The 23,322-nt window shown below is 66.2% G+C and carries 18 protein-coding genes; 10 read left to right on the top strand and 8 right to left on the bottom strand.

Going from position 1 to position 23,322, the window contains the following annotated elements; translation table 11 throughout:
• The first annotated feature begins 58 nt into the window (after positions 1-58).
• On the top strand, positions 59-745 hold the full coding sequence (gene fzlA / locus AC13CR_RS14935) for an FtsZ-binding protein FzlA (RefSeq protein ID WP_292978168.1): 687 nt from the start codon (positions 59-61) through the stop codon (positions 743-745).
• A gap of 79 nt (positions 746-824) precedes the next feature.
• The gene (gene queG / locus AC13CR_RS14940; RefSeq protein WP_482900864.1) at positions 825-1,847 is read left to right on the top strand and encodes a tRNA epoxyqueuosine(34) reductase QueG; all 1,023 of its coding nucleotides are present in this window, start codon (positions 825-827) and stop codon (positions 1,845-1,847) included.
• On the opposite strand, the gene AC13CR_RS14945 is transcribed toward queG, so the two are convergent.
• Together AC13CR_RS14945 and cobA are read right to left on the bottom strand one after the other, a co-directional pair.
• Positions 1,844-5,599: a calcium-binding protein gene (locus AC13CR_RS14945; RefSeq protein WP_293014958.1), complete on the bottom strand. Its 3,756-nt coding sequence runs from the start codon at positions 5,597-5,599 to the stop codon at positions 1,844-1,846. The two genes, queG and AC13CR_RS14945, sit on opposite strands and share 4 nt — an antisense overlap.
• 130 nt (positions 5,600-5,729) lie before the next feature.
• The gene (gene cobA, locus AC13CR_RS14950; protein WP_292952659.1) at positions 5,730-6,500 is read right to left on the bottom strand and encodes a uroporphyrinogen-III C-methyltransferase; all 771 of its coding nucleotides are present in this window, start codon (positions 6,498-6,500) and stop codon (positions 5,730-5,732) included.
• Positions 6,501-6,648: 148 nt separating this feature from the next.
• On the opposite strand from cobA, the gene AC13CR_RS14955 reads away from it, so the two are divergent.
• From AC13CR_RS14955 to AC13CR_RS14965, 3 genes are read left to right on the top strand one after another with little or no spacing between them, the layout of a single operon-like run.
• Entirely contained in the window at positions 6,649-8,022 is a 1,374-nt protein-coding gene (locus AC13CR_RS14955) for a cryptochrome/photolyase family protein (protein ID WP_482900865.1), read from the top strand.
• Positions 8,023-8,026: 4 nt separating this feature from the next.
• The gene (locus AC13CR_RS14960) at positions 8,027-8,425 is read left to right on the top strand and encodes a DUF2177 family protein (RefSeq protein WP_292952653.1); all 399 of its coding nucleotides are present in this window, start codon (positions 8,027-8,029) and stop codon (positions 8,423-8,425) included.
• The gene (locus AC13CR_RS14965) at positions 8,425-9,087 is read left to right on the top strand and encodes an SDR family NAD(P)-dependent oxidoreductase (RefSeq protein WP_349675817.1); all 663 of its coding nucleotides are present in this window, start codon (positions 8,425-8,427) and stop codon (positions 9,085-9,087) included. The genes AC13CR_RS14960 and AC13CR_RS14965 overlap by 1 nt, the downstream gene beginning before the upstream one ends.
• Positions 9,088-9,158: 71 nt before the next feature.
• On the opposite strand, the gene AC13CR_RS14970 is transcribed toward AC13CR_RS14965, so the two are convergent.
• The 5 genes from AC13CR_RS14970 to AC13CR_RS14990 all read right to left on the bottom strand — a co-directional run bounded on the left by AC13CR_RS14970 (position 9,159) and on the right by AC13CR_RS14990 (position 14,240).
• Positions 9,159-9,893: an SDR family NAD(P)-dependent oxidoreductase gene (locus AC13CR_RS14970; protein WP_292952650.1), complete on the bottom strand. Its 735-nt coding sequence runs from the start codon at positions 9,891-9,893 to the stop codon at positions 9,159-9,161.
• Entirely contained in the window at positions 9,886-11,046 is a 1,161-nt protein-coding gene (locus AC13CR_RS14975; RefSeq protein WP_482900866.1) for a class I SAM-dependent methyltransferase, read from the bottom strand. The genes AC13CR_RS14970 and AC13CR_RS14975 overlap by 8 nt, the downstream gene beginning before the upstream one ends.
• 19 nt (positions 11,047-11,065) lie before the next feature.
• Positions 11,066-11,863, bottom strand: coding sequence for a DUF1365 domain-containing protein (locus tag AC13CR_RS14980; RefSeq protein WP_292952643.1), 798 nt, complete (start codon positions 11,861-11,863; stop codon positions 11,066-11,068).
• Positions 11,860-13,179 (bottom strand): NAD(P)/FAD-dependent oxidoreductase, encoded by a 1,320-nt coding sequence (locus AC13CR_RS14985; protein ID WP_482900867.1) that lies wholly within the window; start codon positions 13,177-13,179, stop codon positions 11,860-11,862. The genes AC13CR_RS14980 and AC13CR_RS14985 overlap by 4 nt, the downstream gene beginning before the upstream one ends.
• Before the next feature lie 119 nt (positions 13,180-13,298).
• Entirely contained in the window at positions 13,299-14,240 is a 942-nt protein-coding gene (locus AC13CR_RS14990) for a ring-cleaving dioxygenase (protein ID WP_292952637.1), read from the bottom strand.
• 120 nt (positions 14,241-14,360) lie between these two features.
• Here AC13CR_RS14990 and AC13CR_RS14995 point away from each other — a divergent pair, with 120 nt between their 5' ends.
• Positions 14,361-14,543, top strand: coding sequence for a hypothetical protein (locus AC13CR_RS14995; RefSeq protein WP_292952634.1), 183 nt, complete (start codon positions 14,361-14,363; stop codon positions 14,541-14,543).
• On the opposite strand, the gene AC13CR_RS15000 is transcribed toward AC13CR_RS14995, so the two are convergent.
• A complete protein-coding gene (locus AC13CR_RS15000) occupies positions 14,540-16,141 on the bottom strand; it encodes an alpha-glucosidase (RefSeq protein WP_292978165.1) in 1,602 nt (533 codons plus the stop codon). The genes AC13CR_RS14995 and AC13CR_RS15000 overlap by 4 nt on opposite strands.
• A gap of 125 nt (positions 16,142-16,266) precedes the next feature.
• On the opposite strand from AC13CR_RS15000, the gene glgB reads away from it, so the two are divergent.
• Genes glgB through glgX form a run of 4 tightly spaced genes read left to right on the top strand, consistent with a single transcriptional unit; the run spans position 16,267 to position 23,254 of the window.
• On the top strand, positions 16,267-18,453 hold the full coding sequence (gene glgB, locus AC13CR_RS15005; RefSeq protein WP_482900868.1) for a 1,4-alpha-glucan branching protein GlgB: 2,187 nt from the start codon (positions 16,267-16,269) through the stop codon (positions 18,451-18,453).
• A 24-nt stretch (positions 18,454-18,477) separates the two neighbouring features.
• Complete coding sequence (glgC, locus tag AC13CR_RS15010) at positions 18,478-19,737, top strand: glucose-1-phosphate adenylyltransferase (RefSeq protein WP_292953882.1); 1,260 nt, start codon at positions 18,478-18,480, stop codon at positions 19,735-19,737.
• Entirely contained in the window at positions 19,734-21,161 is a 1,428-nt protein-coding gene (gene glgA, locus AC13CR_RS15015) for a glycogen synthase GlgA (protein WP_446232510.1), read from the top strand. The genes glgC and glgA overlap by 4 nt, the downstream gene beginning before the upstream one ends.
• Positions 21,158-23,254: a glycogen debranching protein GlgX gene (gene glgX / locus AC13CR_RS15020; RefSeq protein ID WP_292953888.1), complete on the top strand. Its 2,097-nt coding sequence runs from the start codon at positions 21,158-21,160 to the stop codon at positions 23,252-23,254. The genes glgA and glgX overlap by 4 nt, the downstream gene beginning before the upstream one ends.
• Positions 23,255-23,322: the final 68 nt, after the last annotated feature.

Below are 23,322 nucleotides of genomic sequence, written 5' to 3' on the forward strand. Positions count from 1 at the left end.
CACCGGGTATCGGGGCGTATCAAGACGGCCGATCGTCACGAGGAATGCCGAGCAGCCGATGAACACCAACACGCAGACCACGCGGCTTTATCATTCGACCCTGTCGCCCTTTTGCCGGAAGGTCCGCCTGGTTCTGGCCGAAAAGAAGATCGAGGTCGAACTGGTCGAGGAGAAATACTGGGAGAATCCGCCCGATCTGAAGCGCCGCAATCCGGCCGGCAAGCTGCCGGTCCTTCGTTTCCGCGGTACCATGCTGGCCGAAAGTCAGGCCATCGTCGAATATATCGACGAGGTCGTGTCCGAATCGCCGCTGATGCCCAGGGGTGCGCTGGACCGGCACGAGGTGCGCCGGCTTTGCGCCTGGTTCGACGACAAGTTCAACAGCGAAGTCACCCAGCCCATCCTGAACGAGCGGGTCTGGAAGAAGATCCTGCGTTCGGGCTATCCGGACAGCCGGGCGGTCAAGGATGGCCTGCGCGCGATCAAGGAGCACATGGATTATCTGGCCGGACTGCTGGAAGACCGCCGCTGGCTGGCAGGGGGCGCGATGTCTCTGGCCGACTTCACAGCCGCGGCGCATTTTTCCTGCCTGGACTACATCTCGGACGTCGATTGGGATCGGTCCGAGGTCTTGCGGGACTGGTATGCAACGATCAAGTCGCGCCCGGCCTTCCGGGGCGTCCTGGCCGATCAGGTGCCCGGCATCCAGCCGGCCCCGCATTATGCCGAACTCGATTTCGGATAGGCAAGCCGATGCGGGATTGCGTCCCGCGACGGCCGGGGGGCCGGCCCCCCGGACCCCCCGGGGTATTTCGGCAACGCAGATGAAAGAGGCGCTGGCGGCCGAGGCGCTGGCCGCCGGGTTTGCCAAGATGCGGGTGGCGCGACCCGATGCCATTCCCGAGGCGGCGGGCCGTTTGCGTGCGTTCCTGCAGGCCGGGCGGCACGGCCAGATGGGCTGGATGGCCGAGCGCAGCCATTGGCGAGGCGATCCGGCCGCCCTGTGGCCCGAGGCGCGGTCGGTGGTCATGCTGGCCGATCTCTACACGCCGGATCACGATCCGCTGGCCGTGCTGGAGGCGCGCGACCGGGCGGCGATCAGCGTCTATGCGCAGGGGCGGGATTATCACGATCTGGTCAAGAAGCGTCTGAAGCGGCTGGGTCGCTGGATGCTGACGCGCCATCAGGACGAGGCGATCAAGGTTTTCGTCGATACCGCGCCGGTGATGGAAAAGCCGCTGGCGCAGGCTGCGGGGCTGGGCTGGCAGGGCAAACACACCAATCTTCTGGCCCGTGATCTGGGTAGCTGGTTTTTCCTGGGCGCGATCTTCACCACGCTGGATCTGCCGCCCGATCCGCCGGAGGACGAGCATTGCGGGTCCTGCCGGGCCTGTCTGGACATCTGTCCGACCGGGGCCTTCCCGGCGCCGTTCCAGCTGGATGCGCGGCGCTGCATCTCTTACCTGACCATCGAGCACAAGGGGCCGGTCGATCCCGAATTGCGGCCCCTGATGGGCAACCGCATCTATGGTTGCGACGATTGCCTGGCGGTCTGCCCGTGGAACAAGTTCGCGCGCGAGGGATCGGAGATGCGCTATCGCGGGATCGCGGGGGCACCGACGCTGGCGGAGCTGGCGGAGCTGGACGATGCCGGGTTCCGGGCGCGGTTCGCGGGCTCGGCGATCAAGCGGATCGGGCGCAACAGGTTCATCCGCAACGTCTTGTACGCCATCGGTAATTCCGCCGATCGCCGGCTTGCGCCCGTGGCACGGAATCTGCGCGGCGATGCCGATCCGGTGGTCGCGGAGGCCGCCACATGGGCCGAGGCGCGGCTGACTGAGCGTTAGAGCAGGAAATCGTCGCTGTCGAGGCCAAGCTGGCCGTCCAGCCGGATATGCAGGTCGGCCCGCCCGTCACCGTCGAGATCTGCAAAGACATGGGTGTCGCCACCCGATTGCGTCCATCGAAGCTGGTTGTCACCGGAAAAGCCGCGCCTGCCGACAAATTGCAGTCGCAGGGCCGACAGATCCAGGAGGTCGATGCCGGGCCGGAAATCCTGGATGAAATCGGGCGATCCGATGCGGCTGTCGCTGACGGAATCAAAGCGGAAACGGTCGCGACCCGAGCCGCCTTCCAGTCGGTCCGCCCCCGCGCCCCCGATCAGCCAGTCGTCGCCCGCGCCGCCGATCAATCTGTCATTGCCAGCCCCGCCCCAGAGGCTGTCATCGCCGGTCTGCGCCGACAGAACATCGTTGCCGTCCGAACCGCCGATGCGGTCGTTGCCGCCCCCGCCCAGGATCGTGTCATCGCCCTGCTGCCCGGCCAGGTAATCGTTGCCATCATCGCCGTAGAGCCTGTCGTTCTGCGTGCCGCCATACAATCTGTCCGCCCCCGCGCCGCCGATCATCACATCGTCGCCGGATTCGCCGTAAAGCCGGTCATTGCCGCCGCGTCCCTCCAATCGGTCCCGGCCGCTGCCGCCACGGATGAAATCGTTGCCGGAATAGCCGTAGAGCCGGTCATCGCCGGCCTGCCCGTAAAGCCGGTTGTTGCCCCTGCCGCCACTGAGCCAGTCATCGCCGTCCCCGCCGACCAGGGTGTCGTCGCCATCCTCGCCGCGCAGTTGGTCATTGCCGCTGCCGCCCTCGAGCCAGTCGTTGCCGTTGCCGCCGAAGATCGTGTCCCGGCCCTCTTCTCCGAAAAGAAGATCGCGTCCCGAACCGCCGTCAAGCCGGTCTCTGTCCTCGCCGCCGCGCAGGAAATCGTTGCCGGAATATCCGAACAGCCGGTCGTTGCCCGATTGCCCGTAGAGCCGGTCGTTGCCGCCGCCACCGCTGATCCAGTCATTGCCATAGCCGCCGATGACGGTGTCGTTGCCGTCATCTCCGCGCAGTTCGTCGTTACCGTTTCCGCCTTCCAGCCGGTCGTCATCCGCGCCGCCTTGCATCAGGTCGTCGCCATTGCCGCCGTTGAGATAGTCGTCGCCGTCCTCACCCTCCAGCACATCGTTCCCGGTGCCGCCGTACAGCCGGTCATTGCCCGCCCCGCCGCGCAGCGTATCCTGGTTGGCACCGCCATCCAGCCGATCGTCACCGTCATGGCCGCCCAGCAGGTCGTCGCCGCCGAAACCGTAAAGCTTGTCGTTGCCGGTTCCGCCCGATAACCGGTCGCGCCCGGACTGGCCGATCAGCGTGTCGCGGCCGGCGCCTCCGATCAGGTAGTCATTGCCCGATACCGCCTCCAACCGGTCATTCCCATCGCCGCCGATCACGGTATCGTCGTCACCGCCCCCATAAAGCAGATCATCGCCATTCCCCCCTGCCAGCCAATCTCGACCATCGCCGCCCTGCACGATGTCGTTGCCGTCATTCCCGCCCAGCCGGTCGTTGCCGTCTTCGCCCGCCAGCAGGTCATTGCCCTGCCCGCCATAGATCATGTCGTTGCCGGGGCCGCCATAAAGCCGGTCATCGCCCGCATCGCCATAAAGCCGGTCGTTCTGGTCCTCGCCCAGCAACGTGTCCTGTCCCGATCCGCCACGCAGCAGGTCCTGGTCGGCGCCGCCGCGCAGCATGTCGCGCCCGGCCCCGCCGATCAGGGTGTCCCGGCCGCCGCCGCCGCCAAGCAGGTTGTCGCCCGCCGTCGCCTCCAGCAAATCGTCGCCGTCATTGCCCCAAAGGGTGTCGTTGCCGTTCCCGCCTGTGATCACGTCATCGCCGGAATTGCCATAGACGCGGTCGTTTCCGTCGCCGCCTTCGATGCGGTCATTGCCGCTGCCGCCGTAGATGTAATCGCCGCCGGCTTCGCCATAAATCTGATCGTCCTGGTTGTCGCCGAAGATCGTGTCCCGGCCGGCACCGCCATAAAGCAGGTCAGCGCCGTCATGTCCGCGCAGAAGGTCTTCGCCGTCTCCGCCGAAGACCGTGTCCGCACCGCCGCCGGCCGCGACCGTATCATTGCCCGCCTTTGCCTCGATCCGGTCCGGGCCGGCCTGTCCCAACAGGCGGTCCGGAGCCTCGGAGCCAAAGATCCAGCGGCCGACGGTCGAGGGCACCTCGGACGGGTCGATGGTGGAGGGGTCCAGTTCGGGCACCCAGTAATGGGCGATCGGGAACATCTCGTTGCCGAAATCTGATGCAGCCAGCGTGGTGCCATCGGCGGAAAAGATGTCAATGACCGAATTGCCGTAGAAAATCTTGATGCCATAGCTTTGCGGCGCGAAGGTCAGTTGCCATGTGCTGCGGATCATGCCCAGCATCGACAGATCCAGCCGGTCGACGCCCTTTTCGTAGTCGAGGATCGCAATCCGGCCGTCAAAGCGTGTGGCGACGAAGATGTCGGCGCCGGCGCCGCCGGTCATCGACACGCTCTGGCTTTTCGAGACAAGGATATCGTCGCCGTCCCCGCCGAACAGGCGCGTCGTGCCGTCGCGGGCGACGATCAGGTCATCGCGGGCGGTGCCGCCGGCATTGCCGGTCGTGCCGCTGCCGGTCATGCCCAGCCGGCCCGGATCGAATTCAAGCTGTGTGATTCCGGTCTCGGTGCCGCTGGCGACGAACAGCGCGATCTTGCCGCCCATCACCTGCGCCTCGATATCGCTGACATCGGCAAGGGTCAGCGCGTCCGTATCCTCGATCGTGGCCAGATGCAGAAGCCGTCCATCCGGCAGGACCGTGAAGACGCTGATCCCGTCATCGGCGCCGCCGGCAAAGACATAGGCGCGCCCATCCACCACGGCCGTCGCCATCGCGGTCGCGGACTGAAAGCGCGTCGTCCTTTCATCGATGACGTGATCGACCGCCGTCACCTCGCCGGTCGAGGAAAGCTGGAAGACCGACAGCGAGGACGAGGTTCCGCCCGCGACGATCAGAAAGGATTTGCCGCCGAACTGGACCGCCTCGATGTCGGTCGGGATGTAATAGCCGGTTCCCTGCGCCGAGGCATGAACCTTGCCACCATCCAGAACGCCGTCCTCGCCCACCAGGTGGGTCGAGATGAAATTGCCCAGGCCCGAGATCGCGACCAGCATCCGCTGGCCCTGGACCGTCAGGCCGATGATCTTGTCCAGCGCCGCGTCCGGCGGGGCGCTGCTGATCGGGATGCTGGCCGATGACGTATCCAGAAGACTTCCGTCATCGCCGATGCGACGCGTTTCCAGCGTCAATGTCCGCGCATTGGCCGAATAGAGAAATCGCCCCGCCTCGGTCTCGAACGTGCCGATCGCGCTGATCGCGGCGCCCGGTCCGGACCCGCCCAGGATCGTGCGGAAACTGCCCAGATCGCCGTTCGCGGCGACGGCGATTCCCAGATCCGCGGCCCCGCCCAACTGCCCCAGATGCAGTTGTGGCCCCTGGGCCAGGGCGAGAACGCTGATTTCGGGATTGCCCTGATAGCTGAATTTGTCGCCGAACGCGATGCTGTCGATGCGTGTCAGCGGCGTGCCCGATCCGTCGGTCGCAAAACTGGCGATCCCGCCCTGGAACGTGTTGCTGCTGACAAGCACCAGCCGTCCGCCGAACCAGACAATCGCCAGATCGGTGAGGTTAGACAGAAAGGCGTTGTCCGCGGTCCCCGTCGTGACCACGTGGCTATAGGTGAGCATGGTTCAACCGGCTGAGTTGGGCCGTCGGAGAAGGCTAGGTCAGGCGATTTAACAGGGCCTTAAACCGCGCCGCCGCGCCATCCGGATCTGATTTGCATTTTATGCAACCCGATGCCGCGGGGTGAGCGGGTCAGGTTCGGGGTGACGGCGCATTCGCAGCAGGCCGACCGAACGCCAGCGGACCATAAAGGATCAGACCCGGCTGCGTCACCCGCGTCCGGGCCATGATCCGGGCCAGGCTGTCAATGTCGGTGCGCAGCAGCCGCTGTTCGGGATGGCCGACCGCCTCGGCGAACAGCGCCGGGGTGGTGCCGGGCAGGCCGTGCACGCGCAGACCTTTCGCCAGTTCCGGGAAACTGCGCTGACCCATGAAGACGACGGTGGTGACCTGCGGATCGGCCAGGGCTGCCCAGTTGATGTCCTGCGGCAGATGGCCGGTCACGTCGGCACCGGTCACGAATTGCAGGCGCCGGGCGGTCAGGCGGCGGGTCAGCGGAATCGACGCGGCGGCTGCGGCGGCCGCGGCCGAGGTCACGCCGGGCACGATCTCGAACGGGATACCGGCCTCGGTCAGGGCCACGATCTCTTCCTCGAGCCGCCCGAAAATTCCCGCATCCCCCGATTTCAACCGAACCACGCGGCGGTTCCGGCGCGCATGTTCGACCAGCAGCGCGTTCACGTGTTCCTGCCGCGCCGAAGGCCGCCCTGCCCGCTTGCCGACCGAGATCATCTGCGCCGCCGGATCGGCGTGGTCCAGCACCGGCCCCGAGGCGAGATCGTCGAACAGGACCACATCGGCCTCGGACAGTCGCCGCGCGGCCTTCAGCGTCAGCAGTTCGGGATCGCCCGGCCCGGCCGAGACGAGCGAGACGAAGCCGGGGCGAAGGGCGGATCGGATCACGGGCAGGACTTTCGGGGTGGCGGGTCTGATCCAGCTATACCACCGACGGCGGGGCTGACAATGGCGCGCCCGGCCGGCTCCTTGCGCTTTGCTTGAAACTTTCGGCCGTTTCATGCGTGTCTTTGCAGGCAACTAACAGGGTTGGACGATGACGGTAATCTGCTGGTTTCGACGTGTGCTGCGGCTGGACGATCATCCCGCCCTGGTCGCGGCAGCCGGTTCGGGACCGGTCATCCCGCTTGTGATCCTGGATCCGGCAGAGGCGCGCGATCATCCGGCCAGCGCCCAGCGTCAGGCGCTGTCGCTGCCCCGGCTTCAGGCCGCGCTGCATGGCCGCAACAGTCGCCTGATCCTGCGCCGGGGCGATCCGGCCGAGGTTCTGGAACGGATCGCGCGCGAGACCGGCGCCACGGCAATCCACACGACCGAGGGCTTCCCCTTTGCCAGCGATCACGGGTTGAAGGCGGCCGCCCTGCGCGGCGGGGCCGCGTTGCACCTGCATCCGCTGGCCGATCTGGTGCCGCGCGGCTCGGTCACGACGCAGCAGGGCGGCATCTACAAGGTCTTCACGCCATTCTGGCGGGCGCTGCGCACGACCCGGATCGAGGCGCCGCTGAACCCGCCCTCGCTGACCCTGCCCGAGACATGGCCCGACAGCGACGGCACCGACTGGCCCGAGGCGAGGGCGGTAATGGATCGCGGCTGGCCGGTCGTGGCCGATCATGTCCAGCCCGGCGAGGATGCCGCGCGCGACCGGCTGGACGATTTCCTGCACGGGCCGGTGCGCGACTACGCCGATCACCGCGACCAGCCCTGGCGGGACGGCACCTCGAACCTGTCCGACGCGCTTGCCGTGGGCGAGATCAGCGCCCGGCGTATCTGGCATGTCGGGCAGGCGGCGCGCGAGGCGGGGCGGCAGGGGGTCGAGGGTTTTCTTCGCGAGGTGGCCTGGCGGGAATTCGCGCGGGAATTGTTCCACGAGATGCCGCAGATGGACCAGACCTGCTGGCGCGAGGAATGGAATGATTTTCCGTGGAAGCGCGACAACAACGACGCCGAAAATTGGCGACGCGGCCTGACCGGCGTCGCGATGGTCGATGCCGGGATGCGCGAGCTGTTCGTGACCGGACGGATGCATAATCGCGTCCGCATGATCGCCGGCAGCTATCTGACCAAGCATCTGCTGACCGATTGGCGCGTGGGCCTGGACTGGTTCGCCCGCACGCTGATCGACTGGGACGCGGCCTCGAACGCGATGAACTGGCAGTGGGTGGCGGGATGCGGGCCGGATTCCGCCCCCTATTTCCGTGTTTTCAACCCCGACACCCAGGCCGGAAAATTCGATGCCGCCGCGCGCTATCGCGACCACTGGCTGAAGCCTGATGCCAGGGGCGCGCAGGCTTTCGCCAGGGCGGCCCCGCGGTCGTGGCAGATCGATCTGGACCGGACGCCGATGCCTGCGATCTCTCTGTCGCAGGGCCGATCACGGGCGTTGACGGCTTACAAGGATTTCAAGGATTAGCATGATGAAGATGATCATCCTCTATTTCTCGACACTGATCGTGTTTCTTGCCGTGGATGTGGTGGGGATCAGATTTCTGATCCGGCCGATCTTCGAGCGTTCCATCGGCGATCTGCTGGCCGATCCGTTCCGGCTGGGCCCGGCTGCGGCCTTCTATGCCTTCTATGTGGTGGGGCTTTTGTATTTCGTTTCGGTCCCGGCCTTGCGGGACGGAGCGCCGGTGCAGGCTTTGCTGGCCGGCGCGCTGCTGGGGCTGATGTGCTATGGCACTTATGAATTCACCAGCCTTGCCATCATGCGCGACTGGTCATGGGCGCAGGTTGTCGCGGACACCGCCTGGGGCGGTTTTCTGACCGGGCTCTCGGCCTGGGCTGGTGTGACGATCGTCCGCATGGTCGGCTGATGCGGGCGCTGGTTCTGGGCGCTTCGGGCGGGATCGGCGCGGCGGTCTGCGATCGCCTGGCCCGGGACGGCGCCAGGGTGACGCGCCTGTCGCGCCGCGATGACGGGTTGGATCTGACAGACCCGACGACACCGGGCCCGCTGGCAGCCCGGCTGGAGCGGCCGTTCGATCTGATCTTCAACGCAACGGGCGCGCTGGTGATCGGCGGCCATGAACCGGAAAAAAGCTTCGCGGCAATCGACGCGCAGGCGATGGCGCGGCAATTCGCCCTGAACGCGACCGGCGTGGCGCTGGCGATCCGCCATTTTGCGCCGCTTCTGCGCGACAAGGGGCGGGCCGTCTTTGCCTCTCTGTCGGCGCGGGTCGGCTCGATCGGCGATAACGGGTTGGGCGGCTGGGTGTCCTATCGCGCAGCAAAGGCCGCGCAGAACCAGATCATCCGCACCGCCGCGATCGAATGGCAGCGGCACAATCCCGACAGCATCTTCGTCGCGCTGCATCCGGGCACGGTCGAGACACCCCTGACCGCAAAATATGCCGCCCGCTATCGGACCATCACGCCCGACCGCAGCGCCCGCGCGCTGCTGGACGTGATCGCCGGGCTGACGGCGCGGGACAGCGGCGGGTTTCGCGACTGGAAGGGCGAGGTGGTGCCGTGGTGATCGGCCTGGCCGTCGCAAGGGACGTGACAGCCTGACGGGCGCCCGCCGCCCGCGCCGGCGCTGCGAACGGCCTAGTCGCCGTCGCGGCTGAGCCTTCGGGTCAGGCGCAGCGAGGCGGCATAGGGCAGGGCGCGGATCAGCTTCAACGTCCGGGTCAGGCGATGCGGAAAATGGATCTCGAACTGCTTGCCGGCGAGCCCTTTCATGATCGCGGCGGCGGCCTTGTCGGCCGGCATGATGGCCGGCATCCGGAACCGGTTCCTGCGCGTCATCCGGGTGTCGACGAAGCCGGGGCAGATCAGCCGGACATCCACATCCGGTCGTTCGGCGCGCAGGCTTTCGGCCAGATTGATCACCCCGGCCTTGGTCGCGGAATAGATCTGGCCCTGCGGCAGCCCGACATAGCCTGCGACCGATCCGCACAATGCCAGCTGACCGTGCTTGCGCAGCAGCCTCGGTCCGACCTGTGCGATGTGAAAGCTGCCGGTCAGGTTCACGGTGACAAGCTGCGCGGCCTTCTCCGGATCCAGATCGGCGATCCGTCCGGGATCGTAAAGCGCCGCCAGATGCACGATCCGGTCCAGCTTGCCGCCCGCGGCGATCGCCGCCGCCGCGGCCTCGATCGAGGCGCGGTCGGCCACGTCGAGCGGCAGGATTTCGGCCTCGCCGGCTTCGGCCGCGACCTCTGCCAGCTTGTCCCTGCCGCGTGCCGACAGGATCAGATCCGCCCCTTCGCGGGCATAGGCCAGCGCCAGTTCGCGGCCGATCCCGTCGCTGGCGCCGATGATCCAGATCCGTTCAGCCATGGGACATGCGATATTGAATGACATCGGTGCGCCCGACGCTGAACGATGCGGCGCAGGCGGCAAGATAGAAACGCCAGACGCGGATGAATCCCTCGTCAAATCCCATCTCGCGGATCCGGGGCAGGCTTTCGTCGAAGCGGGCCAGCCAGTCGCGCAGGGTACGCGCATAATCCAGCCCGAAGTTGAACGTCTCCTCGATACGCAGCCCGACCGCCCGCGCCTCGGCCTCGAACCGGGTGGGCGAGGGCAGCATTCCACCGGGAAAGATGAAGCTGCGGATCATGTCGGGTCCGGCGCGATAACGGTCGAAATAGCGGTCGGCCACGGTGATTGTCTGCACCATCGCCCGGCCCTTCTGCGACAGGACCTGCGCCAGCTTGCCGAAATAATCGCGCCAGTAGCGTTCGCCGACCGCCTCGAACATCTCGATCGAGACGACATGATCGAAACGGCCGCTTTCGTCGCGGTAATCCTGCAACGCGATCTCGGCATTGCCGTCCAGCCTGCGCCGCGCGTATTCGGCCTGCTCGACCGACAGGGTCAGGCCCTTGGGCGCGAAATCGCCCCGCGACAGGGCGCGCTCGGCAAAGCCGCCCCAGCCGCAGCCGATTTCCAGCAGCCGCCCCGATTCGCCGGCCAGATTGTCGATGATGCGATCGTATTTTCGCTGCTGCGCGGCGCCCAGATCATCGCCATCGCTGAACAGCGCCGAGGAATAGGTCATGCTGGGATCCAGCCACAGCGAATAGAAATCGTTGCCCAGATCGTAATGCGCCGAGATATTGCGCCGCGCCCCGGTGCGGGTGTTGCGGTTCAGCACATATAATGCCCGCAGCGCCAGCATCCGCAGGCGGTTGCCATAGATATACCGCTCCAGCGCGTCCTCGTTCAGCAATGCCAGCGTCAGCAATGCCTCGAGGTCGGGGGTGTCGCACCAGCCGTCGCGATAGGCCTCGGTCATGCCGATGTCGCCCTTGGCGGCCAGCGCCGGAATGGTGCGCCAATCATGCACGATCAGCGCGGCCTCCGGCCCCGGAGCGGTGCCGCCGAAATGATGGACCTCGCCCTCGGGCGTGACGACGCGCAAGGTGCCGAGCCGCACCTTGCGGGCGGTGTCAAGAAATTCTCGTGTCAACTGGCGCTGAAACAACATGAACGACCCCCCAGTTCTTTCATTCTTCCCCGTCGCGATCCAGACCGGTCGCCTCTGACCTGCGGCCGGGACGCTGCGGCGGTTTTGGCAGATAACGAAGTCCACGGGCACGAAGTTTCACGGCCTGCCAGTGGATCAGGCCTATCACCTTCTGCGCCTGGAAAGGATGGCTCAGGGCGGCCCGGCGCAGTGCCGCCCGGTCCAGGGATTGCGCCGGCCCGACCATCGAGGTTCCCAATTGCCGGCTGCCCTCCGCGCTGGTCCAATCCACCCAGGCGCCGAAGCGGCCCGGCCCGCTGTCGAAGCGAAACAGATAGCGACCTTCGCGCGGCAGGAACGGCGAGACGTGGAAAATCTTTTCGCCCCCAAGCCGGTCCTCGCGGCGGATCGGCCCCCGGTCGGGCCGGTGGCACAGATAGAAATGCCGCTCGCCGAAGGTATTGGATACCTCGGCCAGCACCGCGCGCAGGTCCTGCCGGTCATCGCGGCACAGCCAGAAGCTGACCGGGTTGAAGCCATAGCCCGACGTGCGCGGTGCGGTGATCAGTGTCACCTCGCGCGCCTCGGCCAGTCCCGCATCCGACAGCACCCCCAGGATGAAATCGCGCAGGGATGTGCCGTCGCGATCACCGTAATCCCGGCGCCGCAGCGACCACAATCCGGGCCGGTCGATGGCCAGCGGCAGATCGCCTGCATCGATCCGGTCCACGGGCAGCGCCAGAAACGTGGTGCGATAGCGGAATTCGCGCGCCACGTCGCCGCGCCTGCCGTGCCAGATCCGGGCGGGTATCAGCGCGCCGTCCCACAGATCCGTCATGCGGCCTGCGCCTCGTCGGCCCAGGGGTCCTGTCCCAGAGGCCAGGCGATTCCCATCGCCTGCGCCACCCGCAGCGCCGACAGCAGTCCGTCCTCGTGAAAGCCGTATCGCGTCCATGCCCCGGCATAATAGACCCCGCCGCGCCCCTGAATCGAGGGCAAACGAACCTGCGCCGCCATCGTGGCCGTATCGAATTGCGGATGCGCCATGAGCGTCTCGTCATGGATGCCGCGCGGCTCGGTTTCCGGATTCAGGGTCACGATCAGAGGGCTTTCCGTTTTCAGGTTCTGAAGCCGGTTCATCCAGTAGGACAGGCTGACCGGCTGGTGCGGGTCAGGCCGTCGCCGCGCCGTGATATAGTTCCAGGCGGCCCAGGCGGCGGGGCGTCGCGGCATGAAGGCCGGATCGCTGTGCAGCACCATCCGGTTGGGCTGCGTGCGAAACACCGACAGGACGGCCCGCTCCTCGGCGTCGGGATGATCCAGCATCTCCAGCGCCTGCGGGGCGTGGCAGGCAAAGACCGCGCGGTCGAAACGCTGGGGCCCGTGGGGGCTGACGACGGTGACGCCCTCCTTGTCCCGGATCACGCGGAAAACCGGCGCGGCCATCGCGACGCGCGCCTTCAGCCGTGTCAGGATCGCATCGACATAGGCCCGCGCGCCGCCGGTCACGGTCAGCCAGTTCGGCTGCCCCGATGGCGACAGCAGACCGTGATTGTCGAAGAACCGCACGAAGCTGGCGGCCGGGAAATCCAGCATGGCGCGCGAGGGGGTGGACCAGATCGCCCCCGAGATTGGCAGCAGGAACATGTCGCGGAAATCCGCGCCCAGCCGCAATTCATCCAGCATCGCGCCCAGCGAATGACCGCTGGCGCCAAAGCGCGTCGCGTGGCGGAAGAAACGCAGGATGTCGCGCAGCATCAGCAGGTGGCGCGGATCGACGGCCCGCCGCCTCTGCGCGAACAGGGCCGCGGTGTTGCCGGTGCCGTATTCGTAGCGGCCACCCCCGAAACTGGCCGAGAAGGTCATGTCCGACGGCTCCAGCGCCACCCCCAGATGTTCCAGCAAAGGCACGAACAGCGGATAGGTGCGGCGGTTGCAGACGATGAAGCCGGTATCGACGCGGGCGCCCATCGCCTCGACCGTGCGGGTATGGCCGCCGGCACGAGGCTCGGCCTCGAAAAGGGTCACGTCATGATGCGAATCCAGAAGCCACGCGGTGCCAAGCCCGGATATGCCGCTGCCGATCACGGCGATACGGCGGCGGGGGCCCGGCAGGGCCGGCCGGGCTTCGCGGGGATGGGCAAGTCTGGTCACGAGGCTTCTCCTGCTGTCGGAACCAGACACGGCTGCCGGTGCGAAAATGGTGCAAGGCGCGCAGATTTTGCGATCCGTCGCAAAGCGGCCCTGCGCGCGACGATCCGGATTTTCCGGCCTCAGTCCAGCGGCTTCAGGCCGGCCTCGATCTGTGACCGGCGATCTTCCAGGAACGGCGGCAGCGACAGCGTCGTGCCCATCGTGTCGCGCGGCTCGTCGGCATCGAAGCCCGGTCCGTCGGTGGCAAGTTCGAACAGGTTGCCCGCCGGCTCGCGGAAATAGAGCGAACGGAAATAGAAGCGGTCGATCTCGCCCGACGTGGCGACGCGGGCGGCGCCGAGACGTTCGGCCCAGCCGCTTAGCGCAGCCTTGTCGGGCACGCGGAAGGCCACGTGATGCACGCCGCCCGCGCCAAGCCGTGCCCGGGGCAGGCCGGGCTGGACGGCGACATGCAGTTCCGCCGCCGCCCCGCCCGCCCCCATCTCGAAGACATGGACCTGCCCCGCGCCGTCGGGGGCGGGATAGTCGCGGACGCGGCGCATCTTCATCACTGTTCTCAGCAGGGCTTCGGTCGGGGCCAGTTCGGCCACCGAGATCGTGACCGGCCCCAGGCCGTGGATGCGGTGCTCGGCCGGAACCGGGCTGTCGGGCCAGGGCGTGCCCTCGGGGTCGGGCGCGGCGATCAGTCGCAGGCGCTGGCCTTCGTGATCTTCCAGATCCATCCCTGCGCGGCCGTCGATCAGGGTGACGCCACCATGCGGGACACCGCTGTCGCGCAGCCGCGAGGCCCAGTAATCCAGACCCGATTCGGCCACGCGCAGGCCGGTCAGGCTGATCGAATTGGTGCCGCGCCGGTCTTTTGCGGCCGGTAGATCGAAAAAGGTGATGTCGGTTCCCGGATTGCCCGCGCCGTCGGCGTAAAACAGATGATAGGCCGAGACATTGTCCTGATTGACCGTCTTCTTGACCCGGCGCAGGCCCAGGATCCGGGTGTAGAAGCGGTTGTTGCCGGGCGCGTCGGCGGTGATTGCCGTCAGATGGTGAAGTCCGGTCAGTTGCATGGGCTATTCCTCGGGTTTTCTCTCTGGCGCCCTGTCTGGCGGCCGGGGGCTTGTCCGCGCCGGGCGAAGGGCACAGGATGGTCCGGCCGCGATGAAACAGCGTCGGGCAAGGGGGTGATCATGCTGGTGGATCCGAATGCGCCGTTCTTCCGGCCGCTCTGGGTGCGTGTCCTCTGTGTCATTCTGCCGCTGATCTGGGCGGTGGTCGAGCTGCGGTCGGGCGCAGTGTTCTGGGCGATCCTGTTCGGCGCGGCGGGGTTGTATCTTGGGTTCGAATTGTTCCTGCGCCGCAAGGGCGATTAGCGGGATAACCCCGGGGCGCCCTCGATCCAGGCAAAACCGTTGGCGGGCAGCGACAGGATCCCCTCGCCCAGCATGGCCGAGGATGGACCGGTCAGGGCCGTGGCGTCGGTTTTCAGCCGAACCGGCCTTGCCGACAGGTTGAAGACACATGTCACGGCCTGTCCCTCGTGATCGCGGCGGAAAGCAAGGATCGGCTCGGCCAGCTCCAGAAACTCGGTCCTGCCCCATCGCAGCGCCGGCGTGGCCTTGCGAAACGCGATGATCGCGCGATAGGCGGCCAGCACGCTGTCATTGTCGGCCTGCTGGCCCGCGACTGCGCGCGCGGCCTGCGGTTCCTTGACCGGCAGCCAGGGGATCCCGGTCGAGAAGCCCGCATTGGCCTGCGTCCTGTCCCAGACCATCGGCGTGCGGCAGCCGTCGCGTCCCCTGACCTCGGGCCAGAAACGCAGCGCCGGGGGGTCGGTCAGTTCGGCATAGACCAGATCGGTTTCGGTCTGGCCCAGTTCCTCGCCCTGATAAAGGCTGATCGCGCCGGGAAACGACAGCAGCATCGCCGCCGATTGCCGGGCCAGCGCGTCGGGGTCGGTGGCATGGCCGGCCCAGCGGGTGACGTGGCGAACCACGTCATGGTTCGAGAAGGACCAGCAGGAATGACCGTCGGGGGCGCCTTTGCGGACGCCCTCGATCGTCTTGCGGAAATGCGCCGCGGTGAAATCGGGGCTGAGCATCTCGAAGCTGTAGCACATGTGCAGCCGGTCGTTTCCGGCGGTGTATTCGGCCATGATGTCGATGGCGGTCTGGCCGCCATCGCCGACCTCGCCCACCATCATGCGGCCGTCATATTCGTCGGTCAGCGCCCGCATCCGTTTCAGGAAGGCGATGTTGTCGGGCCGGTTCTTGGAATAGATGTGGCGTTGATAGCCATAGGTTTCGGGCCCGTCATGGTCGGGATTGGGCGGGTTGTCGCGCAACCTGTCGTCGTGGAAATAATAGTTCACCGTATCCAGCCGAAATCCGTCCACGCCTCGTTCCAGCCAGAAACGCATCGTGTCCAGCAGCGCGTCCTGCACCGGCCTGTGGTGGAAATTCAGATCCGGCTGCTGGATCAGGAAATTGTGCAGGTAATACTGGCGCCGTCGCGGCTCCCATTCCCAGGCCGGGCCGCCGAAGACCGAGGGCCAGTTGCTGGGCGGCGTGCCGTCCGGGTTTGGTTCCGCCCAGACATACCAGTCGGCCCTGGGGTTCCCGCGGTCCTGGCGCGACTGCTCGAACCAGGGATGCTTGTCGCTGGTATGGCTGAGAACCTGGTCGATGATCACCTTCAGCCCCAGGTCATGAGCGCGGGCAACCAGCGCGTCGAAATCCGCGATCGTGCCGAACAGCGGGTCGATGCCGGTATAGTCGGACACGTCATAGCCCATGTCCTTCATCGGCGAGGTGAAGATCGGCGACAGCCAGATCGCGTCGGCGCCCAGATCGGCCACATGGCCCAGCCGCCGCGCGATCCCCTTCAGATCGCCGATCCCGTCGCCGTCGTCGTCCTGAAAGCTGCGCGGATAGATCTGGTAGATCACGGCGTCGCGCCACCATTCTTTCATTGGAAACCCCGGCCATGACCTGTGTGTTGGGGTCAAGTCATGCATGAGAGTAGCCGGAAGGCCAACCGGAGTTTAGCGTCAAGCCAGACATTGCCCGAATCTTCGCGGCGGTTAGAGTGGGGACCATGGGAAAGACCGACCAGCCTTGCCCGCTGAACAGGCACGATCTGGATCTGCTGAGCGCGGGTCGTCACGATCGACCCTTCGACATCCTCGGCCCGCACGCCCAGGGGCGGCAGAATCGGATCGTGGCGTTCATGCCCGATGTCTCCGCGCTAGGCGTCGTCACGCAGGCCGGCGGCGAGATCGCAATGGAACGTCTCGAGGGCGACGTGTTCGCGGCGGTGGTTCCCGCCGGCCCATACCGGCTGAAGGCCAGATCGGGCGGCGGCGTGGAATGGGAATTCGACGATCCGTATCGCTTCGGCCCGGTTCTGGGCGATGTGGACCGCTATCTGATCGGCGAGGGAACGCATCGTCAATTGTGGCAGGCCCTCGGCGCGCATGTGATGGCGCATGAGGGCGCGCAGGGCACGCATTTCGCGGTCTGGGCGCCCAATGCCCGGCGCGTCTCGGTCATCGGGCAGTTCAATCACTGGGACGGTCGCCGCCATCCGATGCGGCGGGTGGGCGACAGCGGCGTCTGGGAAATCTTTCTTCCGGGCATCGCCGAAGGCGCGCTTTACAAATACGAACTGGTCGGCGCCGATGGCGGCGTCCTGCAGAAGGCCGATCCGGTTGGCTTCGGCAGCCAGCATCCGCCCGAAAAGGCCAGCGTCGTGCGCGACATTTCCGGATATGGCTGGGGCGACGCGGCCTGGATGGCTGGCCGCGTCGAGGCCCAGGACCGGACCGCCCCGATCAGCGTCTACGAGGTGCATCTGGGATCCTGGCGGCGGCGGTGGGACGATCATGGCCGGCCCCTGTCCTACAAGGAGCTTGCCCGCGATCTGATTGCCTATGTCAGCGATATGGGTTTCACCCATCTGGAACTGCTGCCGATCAGCGAATTCCCCTTCGACGGCTCATGGGGCTATCAGCCGGTGGGGCTTTATGCGCCGACGATCCGGTTCGGGCCGCCGCATGAATTCCGCGATCTGGTCGAGGCCGCGCACGAGGCCGGGATCGGCGTGTTGCTGGACTGGGTGCCGGGCCATTTCCCCACCGACGGGCACGGGCTGGCCCGCTTCGACGGCACGCCGCTTTACGAACATGCCGACCCGCGCGAAGGGTTCCATCAGGACTGGAACACGCTGATCTTCAATTACGGCCGAACCGAGGTCCGGAACTACCTGATCGCCAACGCCCTGTATTGGCTGAAGGAATATCATCTCGACGGGCTGCGCGTGGATGCGGTGGCCTCGATGCTGTATCGCGATTATTCACGCAAGGCCGGCGAATGGGTGCCCAACAGGCATGGCGGGCGGGAAAACCTGGAGGCCATCGCCTTCATCCAGGCCATGAACGTCGTCACCTATGGCGAGGTGCCCGGCATCATGAACGTGGCCGAGGAAAGCACGTCTTTCCCCAAGGTCTCGGCCCCGGTCGATGCGGGGGGGCTGGGCTTCGGCTTCAAGTGGAACATGGGCTGGATGAACGACACGCTGCGCTACATGCAGCAGGATCCGGTCCATCGCAAATATCACCACGATCAGATTACCTTCGGCCTGATGTATGCGTTTTCCGAGAATTTCGTCCTGCCGATCAGCCATGACGAGGTGGTCCATGGCAAGGGCAGCATGTTGCGCAAGATGCCCGGCGACGAATGGCAGCAATTCGCCAACCTGCGCGCCTATTACGGCTTCATGTGGGGTCATCCGGGCAAGAAGCTGTTGTTCATGGGCTGCGAATGGGGTCAGCCCGAGGAATGGAACCACAATGGCGAACTGAACTGGCACGCCGCCGGGCAGCCGCTGCACAAGGGTGTGCAATCGCTGGTCCGCGATCTGAACCGGCTTTATCGCGAAACGCCTGCGCTGCATGTCAAGGATTGCGATGCCGAGGGGTTTCAGTGGATCGCCACCGACCCGGCGCAATCGACCTATGCCTGGGTCCGGCGCGGCGGGGATGGCGACAGGCCGGTCGTGGTCCTGTGCAACTTTACCCCGGTCCCGCGCGATGGGTTCAGGATCGGCGTCCCGCAGAAGGGCCGCTGGCGCGAGGCGATCAACACCGACGCCGAAATCTACGGCGGCAGCGGCACCGGCAATCTGGGCGAGATCCAGGCGGACGGTCCGCCGCAGGACGGCCAGCCGGCTTCGGCCGAGGTCGTCCTGCCGCCGCTGTCGGTGGTCATTCTCGTGGCCGAGTGAGTTTTCAGGAGGGGAGTTTCGAAGATGGCAGAGACGAAAAGACTGAACCGCCGCGCGATGGCCTTCGTGCTGGCCGGGGGGCGTGGAAGCCGGCTTAAGGAACTGACCGACCGGCGCGTGAAGCCCGCCGTCTATTTCGGCGGCAAGACCCGGATCATCGATTTCGCGCTGTCGAACGCGATGAATTCCGGCATTCGCAAGATCGCCGTGGCCACGCAATACAAGGCCCACAGCCTGATCCGCCACGTCCAGCGCGGCTGGAACTTCTTTCGCGCCGAACGCAACGAATTCATGGACATCCTGCCCGCCAGCCAGCGCCTGTCCGAGGAACATTGGTATCGCGGCACCGCCGATGCGGTCACGCAGAACATCGACATCGTGGACAGTTATGATGTCGACTACATCGTCATCCTGGCCGGCGATCACATCTACAAGATGGATTACGAGGTCATGCTGCGCGAACATGTCGAAAGCGGTGCGGACGTCACCATCGGCTGCCTGACCGTTCCGCGGATGGAGGCCACGGCCTTCGGCGTGATGGCGGTGGACACGGCCGGGCGCATCACCTCGTTTCTGGAAAAGCCCGCCGACCCGCCGGGCACGCCCGACGATCCCGACAAGGCGCTGGCCTCGATGGGGATTTACGTCTTCAGATGGGATTTCCTGCGCGACCTGCTGACAAAGGATGCCGAGGATCCGGATTCCAGCCATGATTTCGGCAATGATCTGATCCCCGACATCGTGAAGAACGGCAAGGCGATGGCGCATCGGTTCGACGATTCCTGTGTGCGCGCGCCGGGCGCGCCGGCCTACTGGAAGGATGTGGGCACCGTCGACGCCTTCTGGCAGGCCAATATCGACCTGACGAATTTCACCCCCGAGCTGAACCTCTGGGACACCGAATGGCCGATCTGGACCTATTCCGAAAGCGTGCCGCCCGCGAAGTTCATCCATGACGAAAAGGATCGGCGCGGGATCGCGGTGTCGTCGATGGTATCGGGCGGATGCGTCATCTCGGGCACCGAGATCCGCAATTCGCTGCTGTTCACCCAGGTCCATACCAATTCCTATGCCTCGCTGGATCACGTCGTGGCGCTGCCCTATGTGACCGTCCATCGCCGCGCGCGGCTGACCAAGGCGGTGGTGGATGCCGGCGTGGTCATCCCCGAGGGCCTTGTCGTGGGCGAGGATTCGCGCGAGGACGCGAAATGGTTTCGCGTCAGCGAGGGCGGCGTCACGCTGATCACGCAGGACATGCTGGACAGGCGGGCGGCCTCTCTTTGATGCGGGTGCTGTCGGTCGCCTCGGAATGCGCGCCGCTGGTCAAGACCGGCGGGCTGGCGGATGTGGCGGGCGCGCTGCCCGCCGCGCTGGCCGCCCGGGACGTGCGGATGCAGACGCTGCTGCCGGGTTATCCGGCGGTGATCGGGGCGCTGAAGGATGGCGCGGCCGTCCAGACCTTCGACGACCTTTTCGGCGGCCCCGCCACGCTGCTGGCCGGTCGCGCTGCGGGGCTGGATCTGCTGGTCATCGACGCGCCCCATCTTTATGCGCGGCCGGGCAATCCCTATCTGGGCCCGGACGGGCGCGACTGGCCCGACAATCCCGAACGCTTTGCCGCGCTGTCGTGGGTTGGCGCGCGGATCGCGGCCGATGGCGCGGCGGAATGGCGGCCGCAGATCGTCCATGGCCACGACTGGCAGGCCGGGTTCGTGACCGAATATCTGCGGCAGATGCCGGCTTCGGACGTGCGCAGCGTGCTGACCATCCACAACATCGCCTTCACCGGCAATGCCGATCCCGGCCGGCTTCACGCGCTGCGGCTGGATCCGGCGCGGTTTCACAGCGATGGCTATGAATATTGGGGGATGATTTCGGCGCTGAAGGCCGGGCTGGTCGGGGCGGATGCGCTGACGACCGTATCACCCACCTATGCCCAGGAATTGATGACCCCGGAATTCGGCATGGGACTGGACGGCGTGATGCGACACCGGCGCGCGGCACTGACCGGTATCCTGAACGGCATCGACGAATCGGCCTGGGATCCGGCCACCGATCCCGCGATCACCAATTACAGGCGTCCGCGTGGCAAGGCCGCCAACAAGGCCGCCCTGCGGGCCGAGTTCGGCCTGCCCGATGCCGATGGCCCGCTTTGCGTCATCATCTCGCGCATGACCCAGCAGAAGGGGCTGGATCTGCTGCTGGAGGCGCTGCCTGCGCTGATAGACGAGGGCGGGCAACTGGCGGTGCTGGGTTCGGGCGATCCGCAGCTTGAAAACGCCTTCCGCGCGGCCGCCCTGGCCGATCACATCGCCGTCCGCATCGGCTATGACGAGGCACTGTCCCACCGGATGATCGCGGGGGGCGATGCGATCCTGGTCCCGTCGCGCTTCGAGCCTTGCGGCCTGACCCAGCTTTACGGGCTGCGCTACGGCACCGTGCCACTGGTCGCGCTGACCGGCGGGCTGGCCGATACCGTCATCAACGCCTCGCCCGCCGCACTGGCACGTGGTGTGGCAACAGGCATCCAGTTCAGCCCGGTCGATGCCGCAACGCTGCGGAACGCGCTGTCGCGCCTGTGCACCCTTTACAAGACCCCGCAAACATGGTCCCGAATCCAGGCGAATGCGATGGCGCAACCTGTCGGCTGGGATCAATCCGCGCAGGCCTATGCCGACCTCTATGCCGGGCTGACGACGACCAGATGAAAAATCCGATTGCGATGAAGGCCGGCCGCCCGACGCCGCTGGGGGCCACGTTCGACGGCGCGGGCGTGAATTTCGCCCTGTTCTCGCAGCATGGCGCGCGCGTGACATTGTGCCTGTTCGACGAGCGCAACCGCGAGACCGGGCGGATCGACCTGCCCGAACGCGATGGCCATGTCTGGCACGGCTATGTGGCCGGGCTGCGGCCGGGGCAACGCTATGGCTTTCGTGTCCATGGCCCCTATGACCCGCATCAGGGCCACCGGTTCAATCCCAACAAGCTGCTGATCGACCCCTATGCCAAGCGCCTGACCGGCAGCCCGCGCAATCATGACGCGCTGTTCGGCTATCGCGCCGGCCACGCCGACGAGGATCTCAGCTTCGATCGCCGCGACAGCGCCCAGTACATGCCCAAATGCGTCGTCGTCGATCCCAGCTTTTCGTGGGGCAAGGACCGTCCGCTGCGGACGCCCTGGACCGAGACCGTGATCTACGAGGCGCATGTGAAGGGTCTGACCGCCGGACGCAAGGACATTCCGGCCCGCGGGACGTTCCTGGCCATGGCCTCGGATCCGATTCTCGATCACCTGAACGCGCTTGGCGTCACCGCGATCGAATTGCTGCCGGTCCACGCCTTTGCCGATGACCGTTTCCTGACCGACAAGGGGCTGACGAATTACTGGGGCTACATGTCCTATGGCTTCTTCGCGCCCGAGCCGCGCTACATGTCGGGCGGCGACATCGCCGAATTTCAGCAGATGGTCGCGCGGTTCCACAAGGCCGGCATCGAGGTGATCCTGGACGTGGTCTACAACCACACCGCCGAGGGCAACCGGATGGGGCCGACCTTGTCCTTTCGCGGGCTCGACAACGCCTCTTACTACCGGCTGGGCGAGGATCGGCGCTATTACGTCAACGATGCTGGCACCGGAAACGTGCTGGATCTGGACAATCCCTTCGTGCTGCGACTGGTGATGGATTCGCTGCGCTACTGGGTCGAGACGATGCATGTCGACGGATTCCGTTTCGATCTGTGTTCGGTTCTGGGGCGCACGCAGGGCGTCTTCGACCGCGACGGACCATTCTTTCGCGCGGTGCGTCAGGATCCGGTGCTGAATCGCGTCAAGCTGATCGCCGAGCCCTGGGATATCGGGCCCGGCGGCTATCAACTGGGCGCCTATCCCGAGCCCTTCGCGGAATGGAACGACCGGTTTCGCGACCAGGTGCGCGGCTTCTGGCGCGGCGATGCGGGTCTGGTGGGAAAGCTGGCCAAGCGCGTGGCCGGATCAGCCGCGCGGTTCGACCATGACGGCCGGCCCGCAACCTCGACCGTCAACTTCGTCGCCGCCCATGACGGCTTCACGCTGATGGATACGGTCAGCTACGAGCACAAGCACAACGAAGCCAATGGCGAGGAAAACCGCGACGGCCACGACCACAACCTGTCGGGCAATTGCGGGGTCGAGGGGCCCTCGGATGATCCCGCCGTGGCCGAATGCCGCGCAAGGCGGCGGCGCAACCTGATGGCGACGCTGCTTTTGTCGCAGGGCACACCGATGATCCTGGCGGGCGACGAGCTGGGAAATTCGCAGGGCGGAAACAACAACGCCTATTGCCAGGACAACGAGATCGGCTGGGTGGACTGGTCCCGATCGGACCCGGATTTTCTGGATTTCTGCCGCCGCGCCATCGCCTTCCGCAAGGCCCAGCCGATCCTGCGGCAGCGGCGCTTCCTGCACAGCCAGCCGCGCGAACAGGACGGCCTGCCCGACCTGTTCTGGCACCGCGCCGACGGCCAGCCGATGACCAGTGAAGACTGGGCCGACCCTGAATTGCGCCTGCTGGCGGCCGAGATGCGGATGGCCTCGGGGACACCGGATTACGCGGCCTTGCCGGGGGCGGTCTTCGTGGTCTTCAATGCCGGTCCCCAGACAAGTGTGCGCCTGCCCGACACCAATGGCGACGGGCCCTGGCGGCGGCGGCTGGACAGCGCCCGCGACGACGAGCCGGACGAACAGGCCGGCGGCGTGGAAACCATCGCCGAAAACAGTGTCGCGGCCTTCGTTCTGGCGCCGCCCCGGACCGCGGCGGGCTGATCATGGCTGGCCTGCGGCGGGTCGCGCGCTCTTTTCAAGGCCATCGAAAGCTGGCAACACGTTCTCGC

The organism is Paracoccus sp. L-17 (genome assembly GCF_056857655.1).

What these genes read in the sequence shown, in the direction of transcription:
- fzlA (WP_292978168.1), top strand. Translation starts at nt 59, where the DNA reads ATGAACACCAACACGCAGACCACGCGGCTTTATCATTCGACCCTGTCG.
- queG (WP_482900864.1), top strand. Translation starts at nt 825, where the DNA reads ATGAAAGAGGCGCTGGCGGCCGAGGCGCTGGCCGCCGGGTTTGCCAAG.
- AC13CR_RS14945 (WP_293014958.1), bottom strand. Translation starts at nt 5,599, where the DNA reads ATGCTCACCTATAGCCACGTGGTCACGACGGGGACCGCGGACAACGCC.
- AC13CR_RS14955 (WP_482900865.1), top strand. Translation starts at nt 6,649, where the DNA reads ATGACGGTAATCTGCTGGTTTCGACGTGTGCTGCGGCTGGACGATCAT.
- AC13CR_RS14960 (WP_292952653.1), top strand. Translation starts at nt 8,027, where the DNA reads ATGAAGATGATCATCCTCTATTTCTCGACACTGATCGTGTTTCTTGCC.
- AC13CR_RS14965 (WP_349675817.1), top strand. Translation starts at nt 8,425, where the DNA reads ATGCGGGCGCTGGTTCTGGGCGCTTCGGGCGGGATCGGCGCGGCGGTC.
- AC13CR_RS14970 (WP_292952650.1), bottom strand. Translation starts at nt 9,893, where the DNA reads ATGGCTGAACGGATCTGGATCATCGGCGCCAGCGACGGGATCGGCCGC.
- AC13CR_RS14975 (WP_482900866.1), bottom strand. Translation starts at nt 11,046, where the DNA reads ATGTTGTTTCAGCGCCAGTTGACACGAGAATTTCTTGACACCGCCCGC.
- AC13CR_RS14980 (WP_292952643.1), bottom strand. Translation starts at nt 11,863, where the DNA reads ATGACGGATCTGTGGGACGGCGCGCTGATACCCGCCCGGATCTGGCAC.
- AC13CR_RS14990 (WP_292952637.1), bottom strand. Translation starts at nt 14,240, where the DNA reads ATGCAACTGACCGGACTTCACCATCTGACGGCAATCACCGCCGACGCG.
- AC13CR_RS14995 (WP_292952634.1), top strand. Translation starts at nt 14,361, where the DNA reads ATGCTGGTGGATCCGAATGCGCCGTTCTTCCGGCCGCTCTGGGTGCGT.
- AC13CR_RS15000 (WP_292978165.1), bottom strand. Translation starts at nt 16,141, where the DNA reads ATGAAAGAATGGTGGCGCGACGCCGTGATCTACCAGATCTATCCGCGC.
- glgB (WP_482900868.1), top strand. Translation starts at nt 16,267, where the DNA reads ATGGGAAAGACCGACCAGCCTTGCCCGCTGAACAGGCACGATCTGGAT.
- glgC (WP_292953882.1), top strand. Translation starts at nt 18,478, where the DNA reads ATGGCAGAGACGAAAAGACTGAACCGCCGCGCGATGGCCTTCGTGCTG.
- glgX (WP_292953888.1), top strand. Translation starts at nt 21,158, where the DNA reads ATGAAAAATCCGATTGCGATGAAGGCCGGCCGCCCGACGCCGCTGGGG.